We start from the raw sequence: 26,435 nt of genomic DNA, 5'->3' as shown, positions 1-26,435 counted from the left end.
TATCAGGTATCAATCGGTTTAGAACGTGTTATCAAAGCGCTATTCTGCGCTACAATATGAAGCGTTTACTTTATTTACGAATCACCCCTGATCGGAGTAGGGATAATGTCTGATGTTGCGCAAATCTCTCTGCGGGCTATTGAATGGTTTACCGAACAGCCCACAATAATGCCTGCGCACATTGAGGACTGGCTGATGGAAACAGATTCAATGACGCAGCGTCTGGATGGCTATTGCGCTCAACTGACGGTGACTATCTGCAATGAGCGTTTTATCTCTCCGGGGGAGTTGAATGATGAACGGACACTCCTGCCCGTTAGTGAGCGTTATTGGCTGCGCGAGGTCGTGCTGTATGGCGATGAGCGTCCCTGGTTATTTGGCCGCACCCTGATTCCCCAACAGACACTGGATGGCACAGGCGCCGCCCTGACGACGATCGGTAATGTACCGCTGGGGCGTTATCTGTTTCAACATGATGCCCTGACGCGTGATTATATCCATACCGGATACAGTGAAGGGGGGTGGGCGCGTCGTTCCCGTTTGTGCCTTTCTGGTCATCCGTTGCTATTGACCGAGCTGTTTTTACCAGAGGCACCGCTTTATTTTACGGATAGCCATGAAGGCTAGCCGGTAATTGAGGAGATGAGTCCGTTGGAAAGAAGTGTAACAGCGGGGAGATGGCTGGCTTACTGTCGGTTGATGCGTGTTGATAAGCCGATAGGCTCTCTGCTGCTGCTGTGGCCAACTTTATGGGCATTATGGCTGGCAGGTCGAGGGACGCCTGATCCGTGGATATTGCTGGTTTTTGCTGCCGGTGTTTTTTTAATGCGGGCGGCTGGGTGTGTGATCAATGATTATGCCGATCGGCATTTTGACGGGCATGTAAAGCGCACGGCTTCACGCCCTCTGCCCAGCGGAATGGTCAGCGAACAGTCTGCCAAAGTGTTGTTTGTGGTGTTGGTTCTGCTGGCGTTCGGTCTGGTTCTGACATTGAATAGGATGACCATCTGGCTTTCTGTCGCCGGGCTGGCGCTTGCATGGGTATATCCGTTTATGAAGCGCGTCAGCCACCTGCCACAGTTGGTTCTGGGGGCGGCATTTGGCTGGTCGATACCGATGGCCTATGCGGCAGTGAGCGAGACGTTACCCCTAACCTGCTGGATAATGTTTCTGGCCTACGTCTGTTGGACGGTTGCCTACGATACGCAGTACGCCATGGTGGATCGGGATGATGATCTCAAGATCGGCATCAAATCCACCGCTATTTTATTCGGACGTTTTGACACGTTGATTATTGGCCTGCTGCAACTGGCTGTCATGTTGCTGCTGCTGGCGCTGGGTTATATGACATCATTAGGTTTGGTATTTTACGTGTCGCTGCTGGTTGTTGCCGGGTTGTTTGTTTACCAGCAAAAGTTGATCGCCGGGCGCGAGCGGGATGCCTGTTTCCGGGCATTCAAAAATAATAACTATGTTGGTATGGCGCTGTTTCTTGGGGTGTTGTTCAGCCTGTAAGATCAAAGAAAGGCGGAGAATGGTTCTCGCCGCCTTTTCTTTTTTAAGCCTGACTATCGGGGGGAACGGCTTCTGCTTTCCGGCTGTCGATTTCAGTTTCCGCCGGTGAGTTGGCGCTTTCAATCGTCAGCCTGACCTCCGGGGTGATCAAATCACCCAGAATGTTATATATTTCCAGGATATCTCCCTGCGCCGTCTCGCTGGTGTCACTGATGTAGCCTTCACTGCGTAAGGTGGCAACCAATGTTGAGAACACCGCTTTATCGAAGAACTCCGGGGCGTTGATACCATGCAGAACCGATAGCCGTTGCGCCAGATTCCGGCTCTCTTTTTCCAGCGTCCCGCGATTGATGCCCGGATTAGCTCCCAGCAGCGACAACGTAATTGCATAGCGTTGCAGCGTTTCACGTACTCCGGCAGCCAATAACTGTAGCGTGCGGGTGCGTGCAGGGTTGATCACCAGTTCGTCCTGTTTTATGTAGAGCAACGCTTGCCGTGATAGCTCTTCTGTCAGGGCGGACAGCACGGTTGGCAATGTGTCTCTGGTGTAATGTAAAAACAACTCGGCTTGAAGCAGGGGATAAAGTAGCGTCACCTGGCGAATCACTTCAGACAGGGAAATGCGGCGGTGATGGATCATGATGCTGGCAATGAGCGACGGCAATATCAGCAGATGTTGAATATTATTGCGGTAATAGGTCATCAGCACGGCCTGCTCACGCGGCAGAATAATGATGTCGCCGATGTTGTCTTTCTCGACTTCAAATTTATTCATACCCAACGCGTGTTCCAGCAATTCATCGGGCGTCTTTTCCGGCGCGGTGATGTCTTTATGGTAAGGAACATTGCGCAGAAGTTGCAGGTAACAATCCAACTGCTCATGCATTTGCTCGCGGGTCAACGAGCGCTGACGTGACGCCAGTAACGCTGTCGAACACAGGTTCATGGCATTTGCCGCCGCCGCGTTGTTAATGCGCACCATGATATCCATTGCGATATCCTGCACCGTCGGCGTTAACCAGCTTGGGCGCTGTGCTTCAATCGGGTCAATGGCATCACGCCATTGCGGCACATGTTGATTCAGATAGGCGGTTAAGGGCAGCGGTTCACCGAAGTTGACATAGCCTTGTCCAAGGTTACGCAGCTTACGCAAACCGCGCACCATCTGCACAAATCCTTCTTTCTCTTTCGTCGCGCCGCGCAGCTCTTTCGCATAGGTTCCGACTTCCATGACGTGCTCATAACCCACGTAAATCGGCACTAAGGTAATCGGACGTGTACCGCCACGTAGCATGGCCTGAATGGTCATGGCCAGCGTGCCGGTTTTAGGTTCCAGTAAACGCCCGGTACGTGAACGACCGCCTTCCACGAAATATTCGACGGAATAGCCACGGGCAAATAGCTCGCCCAGGTATTCACGAAAAATGGTGGAATACAGTTTATTGCCTTTGAACGTGCGGCGAATGAAGAATGCCCCCAGCCGACGGAAGATCGGGCCGGCAGGCCAGAAATTCAGATTGATCCCTGCGGCAATGTGCGGAGGAACCAGCCCCTGATGATAGAGCACGTAAGAGAGCAGCAGATAGTCCATATGGCTGCGGTGGCAGGGAACATAGACGATTTCATGCCCGTCTTGCGCCAACTGACGTACCCGCTCGGCGTTATGAACGTTAATCCCCTGATAGAGACGGTTCCAGGTCCAGCTTAATACGCGATCCGATAAACGAACGGCTTCATAAGAAAAGTCGGCGGCAATTTCTTCCATCAGGGAAATGGCGTTTTGCTGCGCTCTCTCATGAGAGAGTTTTTTGCTGCGCGCTTCCTCATCAATGGCTTTTTTTATCGCTTTGGAGTTAAGCAGTTTATTAAACAGTTCCTGACGTACCGGCAGACGTGGGCCTACCGCAGCCAGGCGCTGACGCGAGAAGTGCATACGCGCGACACGTGCAAGCTTGTGAGCGATAGTTTTATCAGTGCCGTGCTCGGTTGCCATATAGCGTAGCGACACAGGGCTGGAAAAACGGACAAAGCTGTCCCGGCCCAGCCATAGCACGGCAAAGAACTTCTCAATGCCGTTAAGCAGCCGCAAATGGGGCGTCGCCTGATTTTGACCTTCGCGGCCAGGAGAACGGCCAAACATGACGGAAACCGGCACCATCTGTACGTCCAGATCGGGATTGCCGCGATGCAGATCCAGATAGTCATGAAACAGTTTTATGGATTTCTGTTTCGGAACGTAATAGTGGAAGACGCGGGGTCCTTCGTTAATAAAAACATGACTGGGCAGTTCCACACCGTTGATATCGACAGTCCGTAGCGGATCCGGCAGACCCAGGGTCTGACACTTGGCCTGCAACGTCAGTAAATCCGCCTGAGAATTGTAAGGCAATACATAGAGAATGGGGCGCGAGGGATCTAATCCCAGCTCGGCCACGGGATCTATAGGTATGACTTTACTTTTCACTAACAGTTTGAGTGGGAAATTCAATAATTTATAGTAAATTCTACGCCAACCTGACATAACAACTTGAAGCCTCTTGTTAGCAATGCGTCGCAAGGATACCAGAAACTGCGCTGGAGATCTGTTGTGATGAGACAACGGTTAAGGGTTAAAATGCGGACGATTTCTTATAAATAAATGGAGGATGGATGAAAAAAGCAACGGGGATAACCCGGATAATCAAAGCAACCGGCTATTCCCTACAGGGGTTGAAGCAGGCATGGCAACATGAGGCGGCGTTCCGTCAGGAAACCTTGCTGACGATTATTGGCACGATTATCGCCTGTTTACTGCCTGTTACCCCAGTCGAAAAACTGTTGCTTATCGGGGCGGTGGTATTGATCATGCTGTTTGAACTGGCCAACAGCGCGATTGAAGCCGTGGTCGATCGTATTGGCCTTGAACATCACGAATTATCCGGTCGGGCAAAGGACATGGGTTCGGCTGCCGTGTTTATTGCCATTTTATTGGCTGTGGCCGTTTGGGGCAGTATTCTCTGGCAGCATTTTGCGTGAAAGCTTCCAGAAATTAATAAAAACCGAGGTTTACTCACATCCCGGTTTCCAATTGTGCATTACCTGTATATACTCACAGCAAAACTGTATAAACAACCAGGGGGCGGGATGAAAGCATTAACAGCCAGACAGCAACAGGTTTATGACCTGATCCGCGATCATATTGTGCAGACCGGTATGCCGCCAACACGGGCGGAAATTGCCCAGCAGCTAGGATTTCGTTCACCTAATGCCGCTGAAGAACATTTAAAGGCATTGGCGCGTAAAGGCGTTATTGAAATGGTATCCGGTGCCTCTCGTGGTATTCGCTTGCTGATGGAAGAAGAGGCTGGCATTCCGTTAATTGGTCGTGTTGCGGCAGGCGAACCGCTTTTGGCGCAGCAGCACATCGAATGTCATTATCGGGTTGACCCGTCAATGTTCAAACCGAGTGCTGATTTCCTGCTGCGTGTGAGCGGGATGTCAATGAAAGACATCGGTATTATGGATGGTGATTTGCTGGCGGTACATAAAACGCAAGATGTCCGTAACGGGCAGGTCGTCGTTGCGCGGATTGACGATGAAGTAACGGTTAAGCGTCTGAAAAAACAAGCAAATATGGTGCATCTTCTGGCTGAAAATGAAGAGTTTTCTCCTATTGTCGTTGACCTGCGCCAACAGAGTTTCTCTATTGAAGGGCTGGCGGTTGGCGTTATCCGTAATGGTGACTGGAGCTGATTTTACGTCTTTGACAAGAGAGTAAGAGCGGTTGCTCTGGTATTCCTGATCCATCGCCTCGGTTTCGGGGTGATGTCGTTTAAATATTCCCTTTACCCTCCTCTGTGCTGTTATCTTCTGTTTCTTTTATGGTTTTTTATTCTTTTTGCTGCTAAATATCACTTATTTGGTGTCAAATTCCGTTTTAAAATAACAAATCGGAATTATTGTCTATAATTATTATTAAGGTAAGCATATTGATCGATGAGTTATCACTAACAATCGGAAACATATTGGAAGTTTATGATGGCGCTTACTGAAATGATTGTTCTGAAACTGACAACATAAGGTATAGGCAGACAATTCGCTTATGCCGATCTGAACCCAAGAGATGGAGATACGATGATGAATAAAGACCAAGCTGGCGGAAACTGGAAACAGTTTAAAGGCAAAGCGAAAGAACAGTGGGGCAAATTGACTGATGACGACATAAAAGTCATTGAAGGCAAACGTGATCAACTGGTTGGTAAAATCCAGGAACGCTATGGTTACGAGCAAGAAGCTGCCGAAAAAGAAGTCAATGATTGGGAAAAACATCACAAATATCACTGGTAAGTAAGTTTCAGCCTACCAGAGGAGCAGAGGGTGTCTCCTTCCAGCCCTTACGAGCGATCGTGAGGGCTATCGCTTTTTGATAGGGAGTGTGTGATCGTGATCGCAATGATCCGGCTGTTTACACGAGGCGACTTCCTGACAGCTTTCGCATAATCCATGTGCTTCAATAATACTGTGGCGTAAGGTGAACCCAGCCTGTTGTGCTAACTGACGCAACGTCTCTTCTACCCCCTCTGTCTGGCGTTCAGTGACCTGACTACAACGATCGCAGATAAACAATGCAGAAGTGTGGCTATGATCTTCAATGTGATGACAAAGTACATAGCTGTTGGTTGATTCCACCCGGTGGATGAATCCCTGTTCCAGCAGAAAATCCAATGCGCGATATACCGTCGGCGGTTTAGCTTGCGGTTCCGATATCCGCAGTAGGTCTAGCAGGTCGTATGCGCTGATTGCGCCAGATTGTTGGGCCATCAGACGGAAAACTTCCAGCCGTTGTGGCGTCAGGCGCACGCCGCGATGCTGACAAATCTGTTCAGCCTGGGCAAGGAGTTTGTCCTGATTGGTTGAATCCATTGTCGTATAACCCTGACGCGTAAAGAACAAGGTAAATATCTTAGCACGACGGAAGAAAAACGCAGAACCCGTGAGGCTGACCTGTCGATATTGACCAACGATTCGCTAAACCACCAGGTCGACCAGCAAGGCGCGTAGCGGTGTTCCAGCCTGCATGGTTAACTCGGTTTCCTGCTGGATAAATGCGCCATCGCCACAGTGCAGTGTGTCACCGCTATGCTGATGACCGCTAACGGTCACCAATCCGTGGATCGACTGGAGATATGCCTGATTGCCATTCAATTTAATGATCTGCCGCTCATTTTCTTGCAATTGCAGATGATGGATCCACACTTGCTGGCGGAGTTGCAGACTGTTTTGTTCCCCCTCAGGCGAGGCCAATAAACTGTGGGCTGGGTTATGGCGATCGATGCTATTCAGCGCCAGTCGTTGCAGTGGGCGGTTTTCCCGTGTCGGGCAGGCGTCCAGCCAAAGCTGCATACGGGTAAGTGGCCGACTGGGGCTGCGGTTATGCTCGCTATAGCTGACATTGGGCTGGGTGGCAAGCAGCAGAACATCCCCCTCTTTGGCATGGATGTGGTGACCATTACTGTCGCGGTATTCTGCTTCTCCCTGGAGAATGATATTTAAAATATCTACTCGTGGATAGGTACGGGGCTGAAAAGACGATCCTGGTGTCAGCACTTCCTGATTTAGTACCCGCAGTGATGCATAACCCAGCAACGCGGGATCGAAATAATGGCCAAAAGAGAACGTATAGCGTGCTTGCAACCAGCCATAGTCAGCTTGACCACATTGTTCTGCTGCTCTTCTTATGATCATGGCAATAAGCTCGGATAATTATTTCTTAAACAAATAGTAATTGTGTGGACGCTGGATTGTTAGCTAGTTAATCTGGTCGGCATATTCAAAATTCCTGAATGAGTACCAAAATGGCTAAAGAGAGAGCATTGACGCTGGAAGCCTTGAGAGTGATGGATGCGATTGATCGCCGGGGAAGTTTTGCCGCGGCGGCGGATGAATTAGGTCGCGTGCCGTCAGCTCTAAGCTATACCATGCAAAAACTGGAAGAAGAGTTGGATGTGGTGTTGTTTGATCGCTCCGGGCACCGCACTAAATTCACCAATGTTGGGCGAATGCTGCTGGAGCGTGGGCGTATTTTGCTGGAAGCCGCCGATAAACTCACTACGGATGCCGAAGCGCTGGCCCGCGGTTGGGAAACACACCTGACGATTGTGACCGAGGCGCTGATCCCCACGCAGAAACTCTTTCCGCTGCTTGATAAACTGTCGCTGAAGGCGAACACTCAGGTTTCGCTGTTGACGGAAGTATTGGCGGGAGCCTGGGAGCGGTTGGAGCAGGGCCGTGCCGATATTGTGATTGCGCCGGATATGCATTTTCGGGCGTCTGCTGAAGTAAATACCCGCAAACTTTATACAGTGAAAAGCGTTTATGTTGCCAGCCCCGACCATCCTATACACCAGGAGCCAGAACCGCTATCTGATGTGACCCATGTGAAATACCGGGGGATTGCCGTCGCGGATACCGCACGCGAACGCCCGGTGTTAACCGTACAACTGCTGGATAAGCAGCAGCGTCTGACCGTCAGTTCGCTTGATGATAAACGCCGGGCTTTGCTGGCCGGGCTGGGGGTGGCGACTATGCCTTATCCGATGGTCGCACAGGATATTGCCGAAGGCCGGTTGCGGGTAGTCAGCCCTGAGTATTCTATGGAAAGTCAGATTATTATGGCCTGGCGACGTGACAGCATGGGTGAAGCCAAATCCTGGTTTTTACGCGAAATCCCACGGTTGCTGAATCAGGCCTGAGTTTTTTTCACCGTTTATCTGACGCCGCCAATTAGTTTGTAAATTGCGTATCCCGCCCGTGAGGGCTATGCAGATCCTGAGCGGGCCCCAGCGAGATAACCCCGTGTGGATTTATCGTGCCGTGGCTTCGGAAGTAGTGGTGCCGAATGTGCCCCATATTGACGGTATCGGCAATACCGGGCATCTGATAGATATCACGCAAAAAACCATATAGGTTCGGATAATCACTCAAGCGGTACTTGTCACATTTAAAATGGGTATGATAAACCGGATCAAAACGTATCAGCGTAGTCCATAAGCGCAAATCAGCTTCAGTCAGGCTGCTGCCCGTCAGGTAACGCTGCTGTTCAAGAATGGATTCCAGTTTAGATAATGCCGCAAATACGTTAGTGGCGGCTTCATCATAAGCTGATTGGCTGGTAGCAAAACCGGCTTTATAAACACCGTTGTTAACCTGGTCGTAGATCCAGCCGTTCAGTTCATCAATCTGGGAACGCAGATCCTGCGGGTAGTAATCCCCCGGTTTTGCACCGATATCGTCAAAGGCGGTATTCAACATTCGGATGATATCGGCTGACTCGTTACTGACTATCGTATGCTGTTCGGTGTCCCACAGTACCGGAACGGTAACCCGCCCGCTATAGTCGGGATTGGCGTGAAGATAAAGCTGGTAGAGAAATTCATGCTGATACAGCGAATCCCCGGTGGCGTCCTGAAAATCGGTATCGAATGTCCAGCCGTGGTCCAGCATTAACGGATGAACGACAGAAATGGCAATGTGTGTTTCCAGCCCTTTCAACTGGCGCATTAACAAGGTGCGGTGTGCCCAGGGGCAGGCAAGCGAAACATACAGATGATAGCGGCCTGACTCCGCCGGAAATCCACCGTCTCCGGTAATCCCAGGTTGACCGTCCGGCGTAATCCAGTGACGAAAATGTGATTCTGAACGCTTAAAATGACCGCCGGTAGATTTGGTTTCATACCAGGTATCGTGCCATACGCCATCAACCAGTTGTCCCATAGCTCCTCCCGTTAATTAAACCATGCGGAACGACGACACGTTCTGTATTGCTGTACTTGTCGCCGTTCTTTGTGATTACCAACTGTTGTACAAGGTGAAAATTTCCTGCCTTACCACTTTTTATTCAGGATGCGGTCAAGGCTGAACGCGCCAGGTCCGGTCACTGCCAGTAACAGGTAGCCGCCAGCGATAGTCAGGTTTTTCAGGAACATGATCTGATTTGCGCTTTCAGCAAAATTGGTATGGAAAATGAGAGCCGTCAGCAGAGTAAAACCAGCGGTGAACAGCGCCACAGTACGGGTCAGCAGACCAAACAGGATTGCCAGCCCTCCCCCCAGTTCTAACAAGATCGTCAGCGGTAACAGGAAGGTTGGAACCCCCATCGCCTGCATATACTGTTGTGTGCTGGCATAGGCATCACCCAGTTTTCCATAACCTGCAACGATAAATAGAATTGGCATTAAAATACGGGCAACCAACAGGGCGATGCTTTCTAAATTTTTCATCATCTCTCCAATATATTATTCATAGACATTAATTTCCTGATGGACAGTCTTAGCAGGTACTTATTGAAAATATCCCCTGCCATCAGGTTATAGATTAGATGCTATAGAGAGATTATATACGGTGCCAGCAAGTAAAATTGTCTATTTTATTCAGAAAAATTGATGCTATATCTGATGTCTGTGCAAGCCAGATAAGTTAAGTGGTGAAAGGCTGTCATATGGCAATTAAAGGACATGATGCGAAGGGATGAGAAAATTAACGTCGGGAAAAGGTTTTGCGAAAAAGTCTGAAGGTTCCCCAAAGCCCAACAGCGCGGCGGCCCCAGAGGATCATGCGGCGTGGGTGGCGTACGCCGTAAATAGCGATGAGGCCGGAACCAATAACCCAATATTTCCGCCATTGCAGCAAGTTTTGCCAGTAGCGGTCATAGGAAGCGGTTGATTCCAGCCAGTGTTTTTTACCCGACGATAAATCCAGCCTCTGCTGCTGGATTTTACGTAAAAGCTGAGTTTTTTCTCTGTCACGCTGCTGATGACTCATTTTGATTCATCCTCCAGCAGCGTCCGATCGGTCGCCAACTCTTTGCGGGTGGCCTTGAGCAGAGTCGATTTCCGTACCTTCAGCAAAGTCCACAGACCGCCAATGATGGCTAATCCCAGCAATGTGGCGGTGAGACATCCCAGTGCAAACAGGCGGTGTTGGGGCTCAACTCCCCAGATAATCAATGCAATCAAACTCATTAGACCAAATGCGGCGAAAAGCAGCGTTAGCCCCGCCATCATCAGTAACTGAATCAGATTGGCTTTCTCTTCTTCCAGCTCAATAACCGCCAGACGGACACGTGTTTCCACCATACTGACAAGGATGGTGATAATACGCTGAACAGAGGCTATAGCCCCGATTGCGGGGCCTTGTCGTTGTTTATCAGTCATAATTGTCAGAATAATTAACGGCGGGCAAGCAGAACACCGAGTACAACGCCAACCGCAGCGCCGATACCCACACCAGTCCACGGATTCTCACGGACGTAGTCATCTGCACATCCCACGGCTTCCCGTGTCTGGGTGGCAATGCGTTCACCTGTATCGCTCAGGCGGGAGCGTGTTTCTTTCAGCGCCGCTTCTGCTTTGCTGCGCAGTTTATCCAATTCGGTTTTGGATTTTTCGCTGGAGGTACTTAACACTTCTTCCAGCGTATCCGCCAGTGATTTCAATTCAGCGCGTAAAAACTCAGAATTCTGATCTTTAGCCATAGTGAATACCTTTATTGTTGTCATGAACCTTGAATTCTAACTATAGCTTAAGTTTCGATTTATGCCCGTTAAACTGCGTGCGGATAATTCTGATAACTTATTGTAAATTTTAGTAATTTATGTTCCGGTCATAAAATGAGCGATAATGACATTTTAATTAGACACATGAGTATAGACAGCCTTTCGTCTATTTATTTTTTTCCAACGCCTGTAATTCCTGTTCTGCTTCAGCCAGTTTTTGCTCACGTTTAAGGATTTTTTGCGGATCGCCCTTTTGCTTACTTTCATTAAGCTCACGCTGCCGTTCAGAGACTTCCGCTCGTTTGTCCGCAATCTTATTCTGCTGTTTGGCGGCCAGCCCTGCATCGGTGCAGTGTGATTTGACTTCAGTCAGTGCGCGTTCCAATCCTTTAACGCGTTGCTGATTATCGTGCTTACGTGCTTGATCGATCTGGCGTTGAATATCCTGTTCTTTTTGTAAACAGCCACCCTGCGTATTTTCGGTCTGAGCCAGTACATTGCCAGAAAATATCAATAAGATAGCGGTTATTAAATAATGTATTTTCAAATGATTATCCCAATTTAGACTGTTTTTGCGTCAGTTTTTGCTGCCAGAATGACGCTGGTTTAGCGGCTTGCTGCGCCGTGATATTCACTTTAGGCAATGAGACACGCAAAATATCTCTGGCTTCAACGCTTTGCTCTGACGAAGCCAGACGCACAATAAGGCTGTTCTGCGCAGGAGTGATGCTTTTTATCGCAATGCCATGTTCATTTAATCGCTGATAAATGTAGAAGCCGTCAGGCAGCCCCGCACCTTGATAGCGCGGCTTGATATGTAACATGGCTTCATCCTGAGAACAATGTGGCGACTGTGTCAGCACAAGGAGTGGTAATGTCGCTAATAGCAGTATGCGCCATATTTTTTTGGGGTAAAACCGGCGGATTGACACCGTTAATTTCCTTTTTCTGCGTTAGCGGTGCGCTTTTTACGCCAAAGTACAAACAATGATCCAAACAGGCCGATAAACAACAGTGCCAACGGCAACAGCATCAGAAAAAACATCAACTCGTCTTCATATTTCAGAAACACGGGGGTTTTCCCCAACGCGAAACCGAGCGAAACCAGAATCAACACCCACAATAATGCGCTCATCCAATTAAAGAACTGGAAACGGGCATTATTTAAGCCCGACAAACCTGCGATTGTGGGTAAAAGTGTACGTACAAATGCCAGAAAGCGCCCAACTAATAGCGCGGAAAGGCCATGTCGATGGAAAAGCTGATGCGCACGCTGATGATAGTGTGCGGGTAAATGCGCCAGCCAGCCTTGTACTATTCGTGTATTGCCCAGCCATTTTCCCTGAATGTAACTGACCCAGCATCCCAGACTGGCCGCGGTGGTCAGCAAGACGATGGTAAAGGGGAAATTCATGGTGCCTTTGGCAACCAGAACGCCAACCAGAATGAGTAAGCTATCACCCGGTAAAAATGCTGCGGGCAGCAAGCCATTTTCTAAAAAAAGGATTAAAAACAGTAATACATAGATGGTCCACACCAATTTGGGGTCAGCTAAAAGATCGAAATCTTGCTGCCAGAGTGCATGTAACAGTTCTTTAATAATATCCATCCGGTATTCCTAATACTGCTGCATTTCATTTAACCCGTGGCGATATAAACGCTTCCGGTCATGATAAAAGTGAATACGTTCACCAGGTGGCACATTTCAACGTTTTCCCTTTATGATTTATCAGAAGATTATACAGTTGTGTGCCATAACGGTGATAAAGCTGCTTCCTGGGGCTGATTCTTGTTTTCTGAGCGCGTTATCTGGATACCCGGCAGATATTCGGCCAAAACCATCTGGGGTCGGGGATTGTCTGCCACTGACGCGTTTTACGCCCAAAGCCACGGATTAAGCGTAAAAAAACGCTCTAACTGTAACAAAATAGGTGTTATTGAAACAGAAAAATATCACAGCAACCAAGTTGATTTAAGACGGGTTATAGGGGAAACGTTGAACTTTCTGCCATATTTTACACTCACTGACAGAAGTCGACGCTTTTTGACTTTTTGCCCCCCTGTTTGGCGAAGAATGCGGCGATGATATAACATGAGACTAGCGTTTGTTGGTGTTCATCTGGTCTAAGTGAACCACCGGGTTTTCCGCAAACATATAGCGATCCACATTAAATTCAAAATCGTCAGTGGTGGCGCGGAACAGCATTTGTTTTGTGTTCTCCAGATGTTGCCACATGGCGAGTTTGGTCGCATAGGGATCTTTGCGAATCAGCGCCTTAAGGATCTGATCGTGATCTTCGCACCAGCTTTCAATCGATTTGTCGTCAATGTGTTCGTGCAGTTTAAGCCAGTAGGGGTTGTGTACGCGCTGGCTCCACATTTTCTCCACGATGGTGGCCATCGCCGAGTTTTGGGTGGCCAGTGCAACCTGCACATGAAATTTCAGATCCCATTGTGAATCGCGGAAGCGATCTTCCTGCCGGGCGTGTTCCTGAATTTCCATCAATTGTACGATATCCTGCCGGGTAACCTGCGTAGCGGCGAATTCGGCAATATTGCTTTCAATCAGTTGACGGGCCTGAAGCAGTTCAAACGGGCCGGCGGTCACAAATTCGATATCCTCACGGGTGACCAACAGATGCTTCTGCTGGTTGGAAATAACATGAATACCTGAGCCTTTACGAACTTCAACATATCCTTCCACTTCCAGCATAATGATCGCTTCACGCACCACGGTGCGGCTGACATTCATCTCTTCAGCAATATAGCGCTCTGCGGGTAATTTTTCGCCAACCTGATAAACACCGCTTTCAATACGCTGCTTTAATTCTGCGGCCAGTTGCCGATAAAGGCGCCTGGGTTCTGCAAGTTCCATAATACCTGCTCTTAGATGGATGACGTATCAGGTACTGTATCAGGGCCTGAGTACCATCGTGTTAATTTATGGGAGTGATTTGTTATACCACTTGAAGGCAACAACAACTATTGTCGCAGTCACAGATCTCCGTCACTTTAATCTGTCTCAGCAGACGGCTGCCTTAACGAAAACAGAATCTCATGCTGTTTTAGCGAATTCTCGCATAGTTATCATATATCTTTATAAGTTAAGTGATATCAAAACTGCTGTTTTTACACTTCATCAGCCTACTATCTCTGTTTACAGCGTATTTAAGCGCAAATTTATGGCAGAAGATGCCTATATCACGGCCATTATTAAATTTTTGCGATCATGACCTCACTAATAGTATGAGATATTGAAGATAATTGGTGTGACATCTTTAAGGGGTAAATCCATTTGGTGTGCAAGAAGTACGGTAAGGAAGAAAAAACATGCCCTATTTTCTTAGTGAAGATTTTCTGCTAGATAGCGCATTTTTCCGTCGGTTATATTATGACTATGCCGCCGATCAGCCAATATTTGATTACCATTGCCATTTACCGCCGGAACAGATAGCGGAAAATTACCGGTTTAAAAATCTGTATGACATCTGGTTAAAAGGTGATCACTACAAGTGGCGGGCAATGCGAACCAATGGCATATCCGAGCGCTTTTGCACGGGTGACGCCAGCGATTGGGAAAAATTCGAAGCATGGGCGGCAACCGTTCCTCATACAATCGGTAACCCGCTGTACCACTGGACGCATCTGGAACTGCGCCGCCCATTTGGCATTACCGATACCCCGCCTGTCGACTTTCCGGCGAAGTTAACCCGCCTGCTGTATGCACGTTTTTGTCATTTTGACGGCGCTCCAGATAAAGGCTGGGTATTGTTGCCTTGTGAACTGATTGACTACAACGGCGTGGCGTTGAAAGCGCTGGTGCTGCGTTATGCAAAACAGTGGCAACTGCCGCCAGCATTTATTGCCTGGCTGAACGAAAACAATACGTTTTGCTCCACGCTGGTGGACAGAATCGTCACTGGTTATCCGCGTGCTGAAATTGACGGCCTGCAACAAGAGCTGGGTTATACCGATACGTTTCTGGATGCGGCTGAATACTTCTATCTGTTTGTGATCCAGGGGCCGCAGTGGCTGGCGGAAGAATTACGGCTGAATAAACGGGATCTCAATGTTCGTATCGTCGATGACATCAAACCGTATAAAGAACGCAAAGTGGCCATTCTTAATGGGGCGCACACGGCGCTGGTGCCGATAGCCTGGTTGACAGGGTTGGATACCGTTGGCGAAGCGATGAATGATGCCCGGATTGGTAAGTTTGTGGAAAAAACCATCGCAGAAGAGATCGTGCCGGTACTCGATTTGCCGCACGATGAGCTGACCTCATTTGCTCAGTGCGCCGGGGAATGATGCAGTGGCGACCAGTGCTCTGGCTGGCGCAGGCTGTCATATGGTGTTATTCAGTACCGGGCGAGGCACGCCTTATGGTGGTTTTGTCCCGACGGTGAAGCTGGCAACCAACACTGAACTGGCGAAGAAAAAACCGCACTGGATCGATTTTAACGCAGGCGGTTTGATTCATGGAATGGCGATGGACGAGTTGCTGACGCAGTTTGTCGATCTCATTGTCGAAATTGCCGATGGCAAACCGGCTAAAAATGAAATCAATGACTTCCGTGAGTTGGCACTATTTAAAAGTGGCGTAATATTGTAAATCTTCCGCGCTCTGCATGAGGCTGCCGATGGGGCCTTCCCGCCGTGGGGAAGGCTGGAACAGGAATAACCCTATCTTACGGGTTATCCCTGGATCGTTTACGACAGATTCAGGCGTTCCTGTTCTGCCAGTTTTGCCTCTTCCGCCTGACAAACCGCCGCGATAAAGATCACGTCCGTTGAGGAGTTTAGCGCTGTTTCTGCGGAATCCTGCAACACACCGATGATAAAACCAACGGCCACGACCTGCATGGCGATATCATTTGAGATACCAAACATGTTGCAAGCCAACGGAATCAAAAGCAGCGAACCTCCCGCAACGCCAGATGCGCCACAGGCACAGAGTGATGCCACGACACTGAGCAGCAGTGCGGTAGGCAAATCAACATGGATCCCCAGGGTATTGGCTGCCGCCAGAGTCAGCACGGTGATGGTAATGGCGGCACCCGCCATATTAATGGTGGCACCCAGCGGGATAGCGACAGAATAGGTGTCTTCATCCAGATTCAGCTTACGGCACAACTCCATGTTTACTGGGATGTTGGCGGCAGAGCTGCGGGTAAAAAAGGCGGTTACGCCGCTTTCACGCAGGCAGCGGAGTACCAATGGATAAGGGTTGCTGCGGGTCTTCCAGTAAACGATCAACGGGTTGACACCCAATGCCACCAGCAGCATCCCGCCGATTAATACCATGAGCAGATGAGCATAACCCCACAGAGCGCCAAAACCGGTTTCGGCCAGCGTAGCGGCAACCAGACCAAAAATACCTAAAGGGGCGAAACGGATGACCACACGGACGATAAATGTCACTGCATCAGATGCATCGGTAATCAGGCTTTTAGTGCTCTGCGAACTGCGGCGGAACGCTATCCCTAATCCAACGGCCCAAACCAGAATACCGATGTAGTTCGCATTCAGCAGCGCATGGATAGGGTTGTCGATGATACTCATCAACAGGCCTTCCAGCACCTCCACAATACCCGAAGGCGGCGTGATGTCGTCTGCCTGCGCGTTGAGTGCCAGAGTCGAGGGGAAAAGGGTACTCAGCACCACGGCAATCAGCGCTGCCGAGAATGTTCCGATCAGATAGAGCATCAGCACCGGACGGATATTCGTTTTCTGCCCTTGCTGGTGGTTGGCAATGGAAGCCATGACCAGCATCAACACTAATACCGGCGCCACGGCTTTCAGTGCGCCAACGAACAGTGTTCCTAATAACCCCGCGGCAAGCGCGGCTTTGGTTGAAACAGAAGCCAGAATAGTCCCGGCTACCAGTCCCAGCAGTATCTGTTGAACCAGACTACCGCGAGTAATGTACTGCAAAAAACGTGACTGTTGATTTTCCATAGTATTGACGACGTGGCCGTTTCCATTGAGTGATGGTCTGTTACGGACGCGAAACCTCTGACATCTAAGACGCCGGATTTCTTTCTATATCCGTAATAAGATGTGTTTGTACGTGTCAGTATATGAAAATTTTATACAAGGAGAAGAGGATGCGGCATTTTTTCTGCCTTGAGTCGGATTTTTTATCAACGGATATTGCCGTACAGGATGAACGCTGTACGGCAAGAGCAGGCGAATCGGCTATTGCGTGCTACGACGGTTGACCCAAACGTTGACCAGCAGAGTGATGACCAGAATCCCGGCAACCACGCCCAACGAAATGGCGATGGGAATATGGTATACGTCGATCAGCAGCATCTTGATACCGATGAAAATCAGGATGACGGCCAGCCCGTATTTCAGCAGGGAGAAACGTTCAGCCACGCCTGCCAGCAGAAAATACATGGCGCGCAGACCCAAAATGGCAAACAGGTTGGAGGTTAGTACGATAAAGGGATCGGTGGTCACGGCGAAGATGGCCGGGATACTGTCAACGGCAAAAATCACATCGCTGATTTCGACCAGTATCAGTACCAGAAATAGCGGTGTGGCATACAATAAACCACTGCGGCGGACAAAAAATCTGTCATCTTCAATGCTGTCGGTCATGCGTAAATGCCCACGTATCCAGCGCACCATCGGTTTGTCGCCAATGGCATTATCATCTTCTTTCGCCAGCGCCATTTTGATGCCGGTAAACAGCAGAAATGCACCGAAGACGTACAACAGCCATTGGAACTGTGTCACCAGCCAACTACCGCCAAACACCATGAGCGTTCTCAGGATGATCGCGCCCAACACGCCGTAAATCAGTACCCGGCGCTGATATTGTGGCGGAACAGAGAAGTAGCTGAACAACATCAGCCAGACGAACACGTTATCGACGGCGAGCGCTTTTTCAATAAGATAACCGGTCAGGAATGCCAGCGCCTGAGTATTGGCGACTTCACGCCCCAGCGTTCCATCCAGATACCACCAGAAACCCGCGTTGAACAACAGGGAAAGGGTTATCCAGACAATCGACCATCCGGCGGCTTGTTTAAATGTCATCACCGTCGATCCTTTGCGCCCTTGATAGAGCAGATCGATGGCCAGCATAACGATAACAATGACAGCAAAGCTGCCCCATAACCACGGCGTGCCAATGGTATGCATAGCAATATCCTTTAAATGAAAACAAAAACGGCCAACATCGAAAGACGCTGGCCGTTTACTATTATAGCCGCAAATGTACCTCGCCTTCCGGCAAGGTCTCACTTACAACATTAATCTGATTAAGGTTGCCCGGTAACCGGATGCGTATTTACCCTTACATCTTTCAAGTTGCAGGTGTGTTGGCTACGCTTTCTCACTCCAGTCACTTACTTGAGTAAGCTCCTGGGGATTCGTTCGCTTGCCGCTTTCCTGCGCCCTGAAATCTATTGGGTAGTGCACCGTAATGACGATTAACCGGCGGAAAAGTTACTCCCCTTTGCTGCACAAAAGATAGGTGAAAACATGATCTGGGTCAAATAAATATCGCCATAATAACGGCGACCTTACTTAGCCCACTTTAACCTGTGTCACGGTATTGAAAAACTGACGAAGGAGCCAGCTTGCTCCTGCCATAGCAAAGCGAATCATAAGCGTTCGTATCCTATGAGGGATTTCAGGTTATCATGGTGAAATCGCAAGACGACGTTACTGTTAAAACACGGTTAACGTTGTCATTTGCCTGTCTGCCAGAGAAAAGCATTTACTGGCGCATCATTTTAAGGGATAAACAGCGCAAATTTTGTGATTCAGGAGGAACCATGTGCCAACTTGAACTGGAAACGCGTAATCTGACTTTGGTACGTTATCCTCAGGTAGCAGATAACACGGCGCTACAGGCGTGGGAAGCGGCGGATGAGTTCCTGCTGCGTGAGCTTTCATCGATGGAGGTTTCACCTGGGCCACGCCTGATTTTTAATGATGTATTCGGGGCATTAGCCTGTGGATTGCAGGCTCAGGCACCCGTTAGTATCAGTGATTCTTACATGAGCCAACTGGCAACGCGGCATAATCTGGCGCTGAACGGTTTTGATGCTGACGCTGTGGAGCTTCTGGACAGCCTGACCGACTTACCTGCCGCGCCAGCATTGGCGGTGATCAAAATTCCGAAAACTACGGCGCTGTTGGAATATCAACTACGTATGCTGCGCAAGGTAGTCACGCCGCAAACCCGCATTATCGCTGGCGCCAAGGCTCGTGATATCCATACGTCGACACTACAGTTATTCGAGCGCATCCTGGGGCCGACAAAAACCTCATTGGCCTGGAAGAAAGCGCGTCTGATTCATTGTGAAGTCGCGGATTTAAATGTGAGTGAACAACCGCTGACAACCGAGTGGGCGCTGGAAGATTATGGCTATCGCATCCACAACTACGCGAATGTGTTTTCGCGTGGCGGATTGGATATTGGCGCACGTTTCTTCCTGCAACATTTACCTCAGCAGTTGGAAGGTAAAATCGTTGATTTGGGCTGCGGAAATGGCGTTATTGGGCTGGCGGCGCTATCGGCTAATCCGGCTGCTTCCGTCAGCTTCTTTGATGAATCTTATATGGCGATCGCCTCCAGTCGGATGAATGTGGCGATTAACCGTCCGCAGGATCAAGAACGCTGTGGTTTTGCGGTTAATCATGGGCTGTCTGGCGTGGCGCGTGACAGCTTACAGGCCGTAGTGTGTAATCCTCCGTTCCATCAGCAGCAGGCGGTTACTGATAATATTGCCTGGCAAATGTTCCTTGACTCCCGCCGCTGTCTTCAGGTCGGCGGTGAATTACGCATTGTCGGTAATCGTCATCTGGATTATTTTCACAAGCTGAAACGTCTGTTCGGCAACTGTGAGGTAATTGCCAGCAACGCTAAATTTGTGGTGCTGCGGGCGGTGAAAACCGCAGCAGCCCGGTAACCTACACCCGCCTGCAATTGTTTGTTGTTAAGGCCCTGTGCCATTATAGTTCGATGGATAATCAGGCGAAGGAATCTCTATGTGGGTTGAAGAGTTGGAAACACGGCTGAATGGCGCGTTTCAGGAACTGGAGCGCAGCGTTCAGCAACAGCAGCAGATTTGGCGACGCGATTATCAGCAGCTACAGCAGCAGTTGGCGCAGGCCAGGCAGCATGAAGCACAGCTTTGTGAGCAGATTGAGCAGCTTGTCACTCAGTTGAACGCGATGGATAGCTCTCCGGCGCGTAATCCGCTGCTGCAAAAGGTCAAAGTTATCAGCGCGCATATTGATGCGTTGGCGAAAGATGCGTCGAATTTTGTCCGTTCGCTACCCTAATCGGCTGTCAGCCCTGACGAGTTATGTGTGAAATAATCCGTTATCTCACGCAAGGTTTAACGCAATTCTATCAATTCCTTACACATTTCCCCCGTATTCTCCATATTTGTCGGAAATGTGAAGTCATTACTTGCAGACATTTACCGTTGCTCTAACTAACTGAAACTATCAGGCCTATACTTTCTCTCGACAGTACGACAATGGTCGTCAATGCGTTAAACCTGAGAGAAGGATAAATTATGCGTAAATTAACAGCACTTCTGGTTGCTTCTTCTTTAGCACTGGGAACGGCAGGTATCGCTCAAGCTACTGATACGCCAAAAGGCCACCCGGAAGTAAGAATGGTTAAAGATGGGAAAGGTCCCCGCGGTGGGCAACATGAGATGATGTTTAAAGAACTGAATCTGACAGAGGCTCAGAAACGGCAAGTGGATGAAATTTTGAAAGCCTCTCATGATGATATGCGAAAATCCATGCAGGATGAACGACGTGAAATGCACAATCTGGTTACATCCGATACGTTCGATGCCGCTAAGGCACAGGCGCAGTTGGATAAAGCCGATGCCGCGCGAAAAGCGCACATGCTGAACAGGTTAGAAACCCAGAATAAGATTTATAACATCCTTACGCCTGAGCAAAAGAAACAGTACAACGATAATTTTGAAAAACGCCTGACTCAACCGCCAAAACCCGACGCTAAACCCGCGTCGGCTGAGTAAGCAACAGCACCATCCTTAAGACCGCCGGGTTTATCCATCGCTGATTTTTATCACCGTGGTGGATAGGTTCGGCGGTTTTTCTTATTGGGTTCTTTCTCTTGACCTTCCCCTTACGGGAAGGACTACCTTTAAGGTGATATTCCAATTGGTCTGAAATAGAGGTAATGATGAAGAGCATAAATTTACTAATTGTCGGTAGTCTATTGGCGCCCCTGGCCGCTTTCGCTGCCGACAGTGGACACAACGGCCATCATTCCGGTAATGCAACCGAGTCACAGCAGGCCTATATGCAGGGCATGGATCAGATGCATACCCAGATGCAGGAAGGGATACAGTCCAGCGATCCTGACGTTGCGTTCGCTAAGGGGATGATAGCCCATCATCAGGGAGCGATTGATATGGCCAAAACAGAGCTCAAATACGGCAAAGATCCTGAGCTTCGCAAACTGGCGGAAGAGATCATCAATGCCCAGCAGCCGGAAATTGACCAGATGCAAGCATGGCTGAAAAAGCACGAGAAAAGGTAATAAGGTATTGTTGCAGTCAGCAATAAATCCGATGTGATACAAACGAAATACAGCCCGGTGATTGGTGCCTGATAATAATTGATCGACACAACCGATCAATAATTCATAATCGATCTGTATAAACGTTTATAAAATAAACGAACCCAATGTCATGATGATTTTGAATTTAAAAAGATAACGATGACATCAGGGAAAGCGAAGCCCGCCGCGTGCGGGCTTTTTTGCGCCTGTCATAAAACGCGCTCAGACGCCCCACAAAGCGAACCATTCCACACATCACACCATCACGAACCCGCAACCTCAATCGCTGCATCACGTCGCGCAGGCGCAGCCAGCGCATACACAAAATAAACGGTCGCATGACAAAATCGGCGCTACACCGCACCCGCCTGCGGTTTTCGGATCAGAGAAATTTTTCAGTTTTATTTTTCTACAAATGGGTACGCCAGCCCGCGCCGTTACTGGGGTTTTGGTGGAAACCTCAAACTGAAAAGATTGAAAGAAATTTCAGTGTTTTTCAGTTTTTAGGATCTAAAAAGGATCGAAAGAAAAACCTAACCAACAGAAAAATAGGAGTTTATTTGAATTTTGTTGAGTGGGTTGATCTAATCGCTGAGTTTACACCATGCATTGAAGAATGGTTAAAAACCTACACAGTAGAGTATGTTAGATGACCGCCATAGGCATTATGAAACTGAAAAAAAGTTACGCGAGTTGGAGTGAGGCTGATAACGGATAGCTGTTTGCTGCTGACTATTCTGTAAGCTAGAATGGCAGCATAATCTATGGAGTTCATATTATGAGCAAGCCCCAAAAAAACAAAGTCACCTATATGGCTACCGCTATGGCGATAGCCATGGCACCAGTTCCTGCCAGCACGTTGGGGTATAGCGACATTGCATTAACCCATGCTGATACCAGTACTACATTACAAGTACTACCTGGATCGGTTGTATACCTGCCGATCGGTGATGCGACGGTCTATCTTAAGGCAATGACTGACCGTCTGAACTTCCACTTAAGAAATATCCGCTTAGAATGGGAAGAAAAGCAGATACCCATCGCCATGGAAAAACAAAGCCCATTCGTACAGAAGCATCTGGAGCGTGAGTTACAAAAGCGCATTACTATTGCAACAAAGTTTGTTGATGCGGTAAGGCTGGCGTTGAATGAAATCAGTGATGATGATCTGCGCGGAGAAGTGGTTTCCTTTGGACGTGCAGCTGCAAGCCTGCGATATACCGCCGAAGACTTTTTGTCATTCATTGACCAAACTCATCCACCAAAGAAAACAAGCTCTGAAATGATTAAAGCCAGTGCTGATGAAGTTAAGGCAATGATCCGTGCAGAGCACAAATCATTAGGATTAGACATCCCGGAATTTGATCGGGTTTCGTAATGGCGACTGTTTCAGTTCATTTGAAAGTGGAGCATCCAACGATTGCGAAGCAATATGCTTCTGCCTTGCAAGGGTGGATGAATAGCAAAGTCTTACCGCCATTTCTTGGAAGCGAAGCGCAATGGGAAGATAACCGCAAACTATGTGATTCTCATGTTTTTAAGATGCATATCAGACTACCCAATGAGCCACAGTGGGGGAAAGGCGTTCCGCAAGCCGCGCGAAAGTCGAATAGCTATCTTGTCTATGCACGCCATTGGCTCAATCCAGATAGTTTTCAGGTGATAAGTATAATGACGCCCAATGCACATGGACTGGCAAGAACATCATTTCTCGCTGAGTTAGAACGCCGAGCCGAGCAATTTCAGAATACTTAAACCCGCAAACAAAAGCATGCCTCCTCCATTTCCATAGTACCGCTGTATCCTTGTGTTTTTAGTAAGGATTTGGCTTATGGTTGTTTTAATGGATTTTAGCTTTGCTGCCATTGGCATTTAGATACTAAAAAGCCACTTGTTTAAAAGTGGCTTAATTATATGATTTTAAAGATAAAGTTTGGTGGCCCCTGTTGGGTTTGAACCAACGACCAATCGATTATGAGTCATAAAATCGGCATGTTTCTAATCGTTCGGTATTGACGCTTGTTGTATTTTTAATTGTCTATAATCAATCAGTTATGATGTTGCTTTTGTTTCTGATTGGTTGTCTCGTCTCCCCATTGTACTATCGTTACCTGACCCATTACCTGACCCAAAATGGGCATCGGGTCAGGTAACGCTTATCCTTAGAAAGGTAACCTCATGGCCGCTAATCTTACCGAGACTGCTATACGCGGATTGAAGACAAAAAGCACGTCGTACTACGTGTGGAGCAACAGTGCTCAGCGTGGTACCGGCAGGCTTGGCGTTAAGGTTCAGCCTTCAGGCAGCAAAGTTTTTTATTTCCGTTACTACGTTGAGAAAGGGAAGAAAGAGAAATTCATTCAGTTGGGCATCTGGCCTGAGATGAAACTGGTGACGGCCAATGAGCTGGCGAAAAAATATGGTGCCTGGCTTATTGAAGGAAAAGAACCTCAGCAAGAGCTTGAGCAACAGCGCCTGGCCGAGCAGCACATCATGCAGCTTCATCGCTCGCAGGGATCGTTTAAAGAGCTGGTACATGGCTACGTTAACAAGATGAAGCTCGACAATAAGCGGACCTGGGCCGATGTTCTGAAGCGTCTTGAAAAAGAGTGCTATTCAGTCATTCCTCGAGAGACCAAAGCGAAGGATGTCACGCCATTACAGATCAAAACGATCTTATCTGGCATCATCCAGCGTGATGCAGTGGTCCATGCGAATCGAATTCGTTCCTACCTGATGGCGGCTTTTAACTACGGTCTTAAAGCCGATAACGATCCGATGAATACCAGCGTGGGTATTACGTTCGGCCTTGAAGTTAATCCGGTATCGGCCATACCGAAGCAGTCCTCGGCGGAGAAAGTGGGTGATACATGGTTAACACTGGAGGAGCTACGTTTTGTCATGGAGCAGTTCGCTCAGGCAACTAACGTTGGGCCGTTGATGCAGCATTTAATCCGCTTTTGCGTTTATGTTGGCGGGCAGCGTCCATTTGAAATGATTGCCAGCCAATGGAGTGCAATTGACTGGCAGCAAAAGACATTACTGGTCATAGCCGATGTATCGAAAAACAAGCGTGAGCACCTGATCCCGCTGACTGAATCGGCATTACAGGAATTAGCCTCAGTGAAAGAGCTGACTAAGGAAAGTAACAGTCCCTATATTTTCCCGCTATCAACCAACGGTGAGCGCCCGGTACGTACCGATAGCCTGGCCCGTTCCATCATGTATTTCCGTGCTTTTAATCCTGAGTTTAAAGTTTTCACGGCGCGAGATTTACGCCGGACCTGTAAAACGCTGATGGGGGAGGCGGGGATCAGTAAAGAGATCCGTGACCGTATTCAGAATCACGCTTTAAATGACGTCAGCTCGAAACACTATGACCGCTATGATTATCTGACTGAAAAGCGCAGGGCGCTTGAGATCTGGGAAGAGCGGGTTAACAACTATCAGCGACAGCAGGAAAACAACGTTGTGAACTTGTTTGGGCGGAGGTAAGAGCTTGGCAAAATATGAGCTAAATTCAGCAGAAGAGCGTTATCAGCCGGGCTCTGGAGATTTAGTGCTGGCTAATAAGCTGGGGATCATTGATGAAGAGGAAATGGAGGCGCTGGAATCAGGCTTGCTGCTGATGCTTTATGAACAGCTATTTATCGAAGGCCAGCCGCCAGCGGTGCTGACTTTTGAGCACATCAGTGGGTGGCATCGCCAATGGTTGGGGAATGTGTATGACTGGGCTGGGAGGTTACGCAATGCCAACCTGACTAAAGACAGTTTTCAATTTGCCGCTGCCGACAGAATTCCACTGCTTCTCGATGGTTTCGAGAGGCAATTTCTCTCCAGGTCTGGTGAACTGAAATCCATGGCTCGTCCGGAGCTGGTTAGCTATCTGGCTGAATGCCATGTGGAGTTTATTTTGATCCATCCATTCAGAGAAGGTAACGGGCGTCTTTCGCGGCTGCTTTGCGATGTACTGTCGGTTCTGGCAGGGAAGGGCTTACTGGATTACAGCCTGTGGGATGAGCACAAGGCATTTTACTTCAAGGCGATACAGGCAGGCGTATCAGGGAACTACAGCCCCATGATGCAATTGGTGGACGATATATTGCCAGATTAACGGGCGAGGCCCACGGCTTTCGCCTGTGCTTGATTTTTTTTGAGTTGCTGCTCAATTTTTTGCACAGAAACGCCAGTTTCAATTGCGGTTGAGCTGGCAACGGCACGGAGGATTTTTGCTTTGGTCACTTGAGATGATGTATGTTTTCTCATGAAAAATTTCCCTATGGCTGCTGCTAGGATTGTAGGTGTTTGGGGATAGATTAGTCCAGTTAATTTCACATTGTGTATCGTAATTTATTTTGGTTGTAAGCTATTTATTGATTTTAAAAAGGATAAAAAATGTTTGATAAGCCTGATTTTACAAGAGAAAATTTTGAAGAACTACTGAGGATAAATAATTCGTTAAGGAGGGAAAACAGTAATCTTTTAAGTGATATAAAAAAGTATCATAAAGATACGGAAAACTTCCTTGTTGATAAAGAAAACTTCATCAAAGACATTGAAATGTTTAGAGGCGAAAATAAGGAGCTAAAAAAAGAGTTGTTAAATAATGAGGAAAAATCAAAAAATAACAACGGTGATACTAAAATCAGACCGCCAGCATTAAATGCAATTTATCTTCTTAGCAAAGAGTGTTATCCAGAATGCGAGTTTATTGCAAAGGATTTTGTTAAAAAATTAGACTCCCTCGCAAAATCACATGATATTGTTTACTCCTTCCAGTTAAAGACTGTTGAGGCCTGGTGTACAGAATTCAAA

Annotated in this window: 32 protein-coding genes and 3 pseudogenes; 19 read left to right on the top strand and 16 right to left on the bottom strand. The window is 48.3% G+C overall.

Annotated elements, in window-relative coordinates; all coding sequences use genetic code 11:
• Positions 1-105: 105 nt before the first annotated feature.
• Together ubiC and ubiA are read left to right on the top strand one after the other, a co-directional pair.
• Positions 106-627, top strand: a complete 522-nt coding sequence (gene ubiC, locus BIY29_RS15545) for a chorismate lyase (protein ID WP_121575988.1) — start codon at positions 106-108, stop codon at positions 625-627.
• Between the two features lie 15 nt (positions 628-642).
• Positions 643-1,515 (top strand): 4-hydroxybenzoate octaprenyltransferase, encoded by an 873-nt coding sequence (gene ubiA, locus BIY29_RS15540; RefSeq protein WP_205680358.1) that lies wholly within the window; start codon positions 643-645, stop codon positions 1,513-1,515.
• A 43-nt stretch (positions 1,516-1,558) separates the two neighbouring features.
• Here ubiA and plsB read toward each other — a convergent pair whose 3' ends face one another.
• On the bottom strand, positions 1,559-4,036 hold the full coding sequence (gene plsB / locus BIY29_RS15535) for a glycerol-3-phosphate 1-O-acyltransferase PlsB (RefSeq protein ID WP_121575987.1): 2,478 nt from the start codon (positions 4,034-4,036) through the stop codon (positions 1,559-1,561).
• Between the two features lie 128 nt (positions 4,037-4,164).
• Here plsB and BIY29_RS15530 point away from each other — a divergent pair, with 128 nt between their 5' ends.
• The 3 genes from BIY29_RS15530 to BIY29_RS15520 all read left to right on the top strand — a co-directional run bounded on the left by BIY29_RS15530 (position 4,165) and on the right by BIY29_RS15520 (position 5,841).
• Positions 4,165-4,530 carry a diacylglycerol kinase gene (locus BIY29_RS15530; protein ID WP_121575986.1) on the top strand — a complete coding sequence of 122 codons (366 nt, stop codon included), beginning with the start codon at positions 4,165-4,167 and terminating at the stop codon, positions 4,528-4,530.
• A 108-nt stretch (positions 4,531-4,638) separates the two neighbouring features.
• Positions 4,639-5,247, top strand: a complete 609-nt coding sequence (gene lexA, locus BIY29_RS15525; protein WP_121575985.1) for a transcriptional repressor LexA — start codon at positions 4,639-4,641, stop codon at positions 5,245-5,247.
• Positions 5,248-5,631: 384 nt separating this feature from the next.
• A complete protein-coding gene (locus BIY29_RS15520; protein WP_121576006.1) occupies positions 5,632-5,841 on the top strand; it encodes a CsbD family protein in 210 nt (69 codons plus the stop codon).
• A 66-nt stretch (positions 5,842-5,907) separates the two neighbouring features.
• Here the strand turns inward: BIY29_RS15520 and zur are convergent, their stop codons facing one another.
• Complete coding sequence (gene zur, locus BIY29_RS15515) at positions 5,908-6,417, bottom strand: zinc uptake transcriptional repressor Zur (protein ID WP_121575984.1); 510 nt, start codon at positions 6,415-6,417, stop codon at positions 5,908-5,910.
• A gap of 105 nt (positions 6,418-6,522) precedes the next feature.
• Positions 6,523-7,239 carry a pirin family protein gene (locus BIY29_RS15510; RefSeq protein WP_121575983.1) on the bottom strand — a complete coding sequence of 239 codons (717 nt, stop codon included), beginning with the start codon at positions 7,237-7,239 and terminating at the stop codon, positions 6,523-6,525.
• Positions 7,240-7,349: 110 nt separating this feature from the next.
• On the opposite strand from BIY29_RS15510, the gene BIY29_RS15505 reads away from it, so the two are divergent.
• Entirely contained in the window at positions 7,350-8,246 is an 897-nt protein-coding gene (locus BIY29_RS15505; RefSeq protein ID WP_121575982.1) for a LysR family transcriptional regulator, read from the top strand.
• 31 nt (positions 8,247-8,277) lie between these two features.
• Here the strand turns inward: BIY29_RS15505 and BIY29_RS15500 are convergent, their stop codons facing one another.
• The 9 genes from BIY29_RS15500 to exuR all read right to left on the bottom strand — a co-directional run bounded on the left by BIY29_RS15500 (position 8,278) and on the right by exuR (position 13,922).
• A complete protein-coding gene (locus BIY29_RS15500) occupies positions 8,278-9,267 on the bottom strand; it encodes a glutathione S-transferase family protein (RefSeq protein WP_121575981.1) in 990 nt (329 codons plus the stop codon).
• A gap of 110 nt (positions 9,268-9,377) precedes the next feature.
• Positions 9,378-9,773: a DoxX family protein gene (locus BIY29_RS15495; RefSeq protein ID WP_121576005.1), complete on the bottom strand. Its 396-nt coding sequence runs from the start codon at positions 9,771-9,773 to the stop codon at positions 9,378-9,380.
• 256 nt (positions 9,774-10,029) lie between these two features.
• The gene (locus BIY29_RS15490; protein ID WP_121575980.1) at positions 10,030-10,314 is read right to left on the bottom strand and encodes a YqjK-like family protein; all 285 of its coding nucleotides are present in this window, start codon (positions 10,312-10,314) and stop codon (positions 10,030-10,032) included.
• A complete protein-coding gene (locus BIY29_RS15485) occupies positions 10,311-10,706 on the bottom strand; it encodes a phage holin family protein (protein WP_121575979.1) in 396 nt (131 codons plus the stop codon). The genes BIY29_RS15490 and BIY29_RS15485 overlap by 4 nt, the downstream gene beginning before the upstream one ends.
• Before the next feature lie 14 nt (positions 10,707-10,720).
• Positions 10,721-11,026 carry an ElaB/YgaM/YqjD family protein gene (locus BIY29_RS15480; RefSeq protein ID WP_121575978.1) on the bottom strand — a complete coding sequence of 102 codons (306 nt, stop codon included), beginning with the start codon at positions 11,024-11,026 and terminating at the stop codon, positions 10,721-10,723.
• Between the two features lie 187 nt (positions 11,027-11,213).
• Positions 11,214-11,588 (bottom strand): DUF1090 domain-containing protein, encoded by a 375-nt coding sequence (locus BIY29_RS15475; protein ID WP_420808427.1) that lies wholly within the window; start codon positions 11,586-11,588, stop codon positions 11,214-11,216.
• Between the two features lie 10 nt (positions 11,589-11,598).
• On the bottom strand, positions 11,599-11,979 hold the full coding sequence (gene mzrA, locus BIY29_RS15470; RefSeq protein ID WP_121575976.1) for an EnvZ/OmpR regulon moderator MzrA: 381 nt from the start codon (positions 11,977-11,979) through the stop codon (positions 11,599-11,601).
• A 2-nt stretch (positions 11,980-11,981) separates the two neighbouring features.
• Positions 11,982-12,656, bottom strand: coding sequence for a DedA family protein (locus BIY29_RS15465; RefSeq protein WP_121575975.1), 675 nt, complete (start codon positions 12,654-12,656; stop codon positions 11,982-11,984).
• 489 nt (positions 12,657-13,145) lie between these two features.
• Positions 13,146-13,922, bottom strand: coding sequence for a transcriptional regulator ExuR (gene exuR / locus BIY29_RS15460; protein ID WP_121575974.1), 777 nt, complete (start codon positions 13,920-13,922; stop codon positions 13,146-13,148).
• A gap of 455 nt (positions 13,923-14,377) precedes the next feature.
• Here exuR and BIY29_RS21050 point away from each other — a divergent pair.
• From BIY29_RS21050 to BIY29_RS15445, 3 pseudogenes are all read left to right on the top strand, one after another.
• A pseudogene (locus tag BIY29_RS21050) lies at positions 14,378-14,713 on the top strand (glucuronate isomerase); the annotation flags it as partial.
• Positions 14,714-14,719: 6 nt separating this feature from the next.
• Positions 14,720-15,340, top strand: a pseudogene (locus BIY29_RS21045) (mannitol dehydrogenase family protein); the annotation flags it as partial.
• A pseudogene (locus tag BIY29_RS15445) lies at positions 15,330-15,659 on the top strand (altronate dehydratase); the annotation flags it as partial. The pseudogenes BIY29_RS21045 and BIY29_RS15445, both read left to right, overlap by 11 nt.
• 98 nt (positions 15,660-15,757) lie before the next feature.
• Here BIY29_RS15445 and sstT read toward each other — a convergent pair.
• Both sstT and BIY29_RS15435 read right to left on the bottom strand, forming a co-directional pair.
• Positions 15,758-17,005: a serine/threonine transporter SstT gene (gene sstT / locus BIY29_RS15440; RefSeq protein ID WP_121575972.1), complete on the bottom strand. Its 1,248-nt coding sequence runs from the start codon at positions 17,003-17,005 to the stop codon at positions 15,758-15,760.
• Between the two features lie 240 nt (positions 17,006-17,245).
• Positions 17,246-18,199, bottom strand: a complete 954-nt coding sequence (locus tag BIY29_RS15435; RefSeq protein ID WP_121575971.1) for a TerC family protein — start codon at positions 18,197-18,199, stop codon at positions 17,246-17,248.
• Positions 18,200-18,837: 638 nt separating this feature from the next.
• Between BIY29_RS15435 and rlmG the strand changes: the two genes are divergently transcribed.
• The 4 genes from rlmG (at position 18,838) to copM (ending at position 21,599) form a co-directional block, all read left to right on the top strand.
• Entirely contained in the window at positions 18,838-19,977 is a 1,140-nt protein-coding gene (gene rlmG / locus BIY29_RS15430; protein ID WP_121576004.1) for a 23S rRNA (guanine(1835)-N(2))-methyltransferase RlmG, read from the top strand.
• 79 nt (positions 19,978-20,056) lie between these two features.
• Positions 20,057-20,353: an MbeD/MobD family mobilization/exclusion family protein gene (locus tag BIY29_RS15425; protein WP_121575970.1), complete on the top strand. Its 297-nt coding sequence runs from the start codon at positions 20,057-20,059 to the stop codon at positions 20,351-20,353.
• A 239-nt stretch (positions 20,354-20,592) separates the two neighbouring features.
• Positions 20,593-21,072: an ATP-independent periplasmic protein-refolding chaperone Spy gene (spy, locus tag BIY29_RS15420; RefSeq protein ID WP_121575969.1), complete on the top strand. Its 480-nt coding sequence runs from the start codon at positions 20,593-20,595 to the stop codon at positions 21,070-21,072.
• 167 nt (positions 21,073-21,239) lie between these two features.
• The gene (gene copM / locus BIY29_RS15415) at positions 21,240-21,599 is read left to right on the top strand and encodes a CopM family metallochaperone (protein WP_121576003.1); all 360 of its coding nucleotides are present in this window, start codon (positions 21,240-21,242) and stop codon (positions 21,597-21,599) included.
• Between the two features lie 166 nt (positions 21,600-21,765).
• On the opposite strand, the gene BIY29_RS15410 is transcribed toward copM, so the two are convergent.
• The gene (locus BIY29_RS15410) at positions 21,766-21,960 is read right to left on the bottom strand and encodes a hypothetical protein (protein WP_121575968.1); all 195 of its coding nucleotides are present in this window, start codon (positions 21,958-21,960) and stop codon (positions 21,766-21,768) included.
• Between BIY29_RS15410 and BIY29_RS15405 the strand changes: the two genes are divergently transcribed.
• From BIY29_RS15405 to BIY29_RS15385, 5 genes are all read left to right on the top strand, one after another.
• Positions 21,959-22,273 carry a hypothetical protein gene (locus BIY29_RS15405; protein ID WP_121575967.1) on the top strand — a complete coding sequence of 105 codons (315 nt, stop codon included), beginning with the start codon at positions 21,959-21,961 and terminating at the stop codon, positions 22,271-22,273. The genes BIY29_RS15410 and BIY29_RS15405 overlap by 2 nt on opposite strands.
• Before the next feature lie 125 nt (positions 22,274-22,398).
• Positions 22,399-22,998, top strand: a complete 600-nt coding sequence (locus tag BIY29_RS20275; RefSeq protein ID WP_170158954.1) for a hypothetical protein — start codon at positions 22,399-22,401, stop codon at positions 22,996-22,998.
• Positions 22,998-23,375, top strand: coding sequence for a type II toxin-antitoxin system YafO family toxin (locus BIY29_RS15395; RefSeq protein WP_121575966.1), 378 nt, complete (start codon positions 22,998-23,000; stop codon positions 23,373-23,375). The genes BIY29_RS20275 and BIY29_RS15395 overlap by 1 nt, the downstream gene beginning before the upstream one ends.
• Positions 23,376-23,798: 423 nt before the next feature.
• Positions 23,799-25,115: a tyrosine-type recombinase/integrase gene (locus BIY29_RS15390; protein ID WP_121575965.1), complete on the top strand. Its 1,317-nt coding sequence runs from the start codon at positions 23,799-23,801 to the stop codon at positions 25,113-25,115.
• Positions 25,116-25,119: 4 nt separating this feature from the next.
• Entirely contained in the window at positions 25,120-25,734 is a 615-nt protein-coding gene (locus BIY29_RS15385; protein WP_205680355.1) for a Fic/DOC family protein, read from the top strand.
• Here BIY29_RS15385 and BIY29_RS15380 read toward each other — a convergent pair.
• The gene (locus BIY29_RS15380) at positions 25,731-25,886 is read right to left on the bottom strand and encodes a hypothetical protein (RefSeq protein WP_100247371.1); all 156 of its coding nucleotides are present in this window, start codon (positions 25,884-25,886) and stop codon (positions 25,731-25,733) included. The two genes, BIY29_RS15385 and BIY29_RS15380, sit on opposite strands and share 4 nt — an antisense overlap.
• A gap of 129 nt (positions 25,887-26,015) precedes the next feature.
• Here BIY29_RS15380 and BIY29_RS15375 point away from each other — a divergent pair.
• The coding region (locus tag BIY29_RS15375; protein WP_147437166.1) for a hypothetical protein at positions 26,016-26,435 on the top strand (420 nt) is incomplete at its 3' end.

Source organism: Brenneria alni, from assembly GCF_003666245.1.
GTDB classification, from domain to species: domain Bacteria; phylum Pseudomonadota; class Gammaproteobacteria; order Enterobacterales; family Enterobacteriaceae; genus Brenneria; species Brenneria alni.
Note: the sequence above shows the minus strand (reverse complement) of the source record. Positions and strands in the feature narration are given on the sequence as shown.

Coding starts and splice junctions, on each gene's coding strand:
- BIY29_RS15490 (WP_121575980.1), bottom strand. CDS start 10,314: ATGAGTCATCAGCAGCGTGACAGAGAAAAAACTCAGCTTTTACGTAAA.
- BIY29_RS15395 (WP_121575966.1), top strand. CDS start 22,998: ATGGCGACTGTTTCAGTTCATTTGAAAGTGGAGCATCCAACGATTGCG.
- BIY29_RS15520 (WP_121576006.1), top strand. CDS start 5,632: ATGAATAAAGACCAAGCTGGCGGAAACTGGAAACAGTTTAAAGGCAAA.
- BIY29_RS15500 (WP_121575981.1), bottom strand. CDS start 9,267: ATGGGACAACTGGTTGATGGCGTATGGCACGATACCTGGTATGAAACC.
- BIY29_RS15485 (WP_121575979.1), bottom strand. CDS start 10,706: ATGACTGATAAACAACGACAAGGCCCCGCAATCGGGGCTATAGCCTCT.
- ubiA (WP_205680358.1), top strand. CDS start 643: ATGAGTCCGTTGGAAAGAAGTGTAACAGCGGGGAGATGGCTGGCTTAC.
- BIY29_RS15405 (WP_121575967.1), top strand. CDS start 21,959: ATGACAAAATCGGCGCTACACCGCACCCGCCTGCGGTTTTCGGATCAG.
- plsB (WP_121575987.1), bottom strand. CDS start 4,036: ATGTCAGGTTGGCGTAGAATTTACTATAAATTATTGAATTTCCCACTC.
- BIY29_RS15480 (WP_121575978.1), bottom strand. CDS start 11,026: ATGGCTAAAGATCAGAATTCTGAGTTTTTACGCGCTGAATTGAAATCA.
- BIY29_RS15425 (WP_121575970.1), top strand. CDS start 20,057: ATGTGGGTTGAAGAGTTGGAAACACGGCTGAATGGCGCGTTTCAGGAA.
- spy (WP_121575969.1), top strand. CDS start 20,593: ATGCGTAAATTAACAGCACTTCTGGTTGCTTCTTCTTTAGCACTGGGA.
- BIY29_RS15510 (WP_121575983.1), bottom strand. CDS start 7,239: ATGATCATAAGAAGAGCAGCAGAACAATGTGGTCAAGCTGACTATGGC.
- BIY29_RS15505 (WP_121575982.1), top strand. CDS start 7,350: ATGGCTAAAGAGAGAGCATTGACGCTGGAAGCCTTGAGAGTGATGGAT.
- sstT (WP_121575972.1), bottom strand. CDS start 17,005: ATGGAAAATCAACAGTCACGTTTTTTGCAGTACATTACTCGCGGTAGT.
- BIY29_RS15380 (WP_100247371.1), bottom strand. CDS start 25,886: ATGAGAAAACATACATCATCTCAAGTGACCAAAGCAAAAATCCTCCGT.
- copM (WP_121576003.1), top strand. CDS start 21,240: ATGAAGAGCATAAATTTACTAATTGTCGGTAGTCTATTGGCGCCCCTG.
- BIY29_RS15465 (WP_121575975.1), bottom strand. CDS start 12,656: ATGGATATTATTAAAGAACTGTTACATGCACTCTGGCAGCAAGATTTC.
- zur (WP_121575984.1), bottom strand. CDS start 6,417: ATGGATTCAACCAATCAGGACAAACTCCTTGCCCAGGCTGAACAGATT.
- BIY29_RS15410 (WP_121575968.1), bottom strand. CDS start 21,960: ATGCGACCGTTTATTTTGTGTATGCGCTGGCTGCGCCTGCGCGACGTG.
- BIY29_RS15390 (WP_121575965.1), top strand. CDS start 23,799: ATGGCCGCTAATCTTACCGAGACTGCTATACGCGGATTGAAGACAAAA.
- BIY29_RS15530 (WP_121575986.1), top strand. CDS start 4,165: ATGAAAAAAGCAACGGGGATAACCCGGATAATCAAAGCAACCGGCTAT.
- exuR (WP_121575974.1), bottom strand. CDS start 13,922: ATGGAACTTGCAGAACCCAGGCGCCTTTATCGGCAACTGGCCGCAGAA.
- lexA (WP_121575985.1), top strand. CDS start 4,639: ATGAAAGCATTAACAGCCAGACAGCAACAGGTTTATGACCTGATCCGC.
- BIY29_RS15495 (WP_121576005.1), bottom strand. CDS start 9,773: ATGAAAAATTTAGAAAGCATCGCCCTGTTGGTTGCCCGTATTTTAATG.
- ubiC (WP_121575988.1), top strand. CDS start 106: ATGTCTGATGTTGCGCAAATCTCTCTGCGGGCTATTGAATGGTTTACC.
- BIY29_RS15435 (WP_121575971.1), bottom strand. CDS start 18,199: ATGCATACCATTGGCACGCCGTGGTTATGGGGCAGCTTTGCTGTCATT.
- rlmG (WP_121576004.1), top strand. CDS start 18,838: ATGTGCCAACTTGAACTGGAAACGCGTAATCTGACTTTGGTACGTTAT.
- BIY29_RS20275 (WP_170158954.1), top strand. CDS start 22,399: ATGAGCAAGCCCCAAAAAAACAAAGTCACCTATATGGCTACCGCTATG.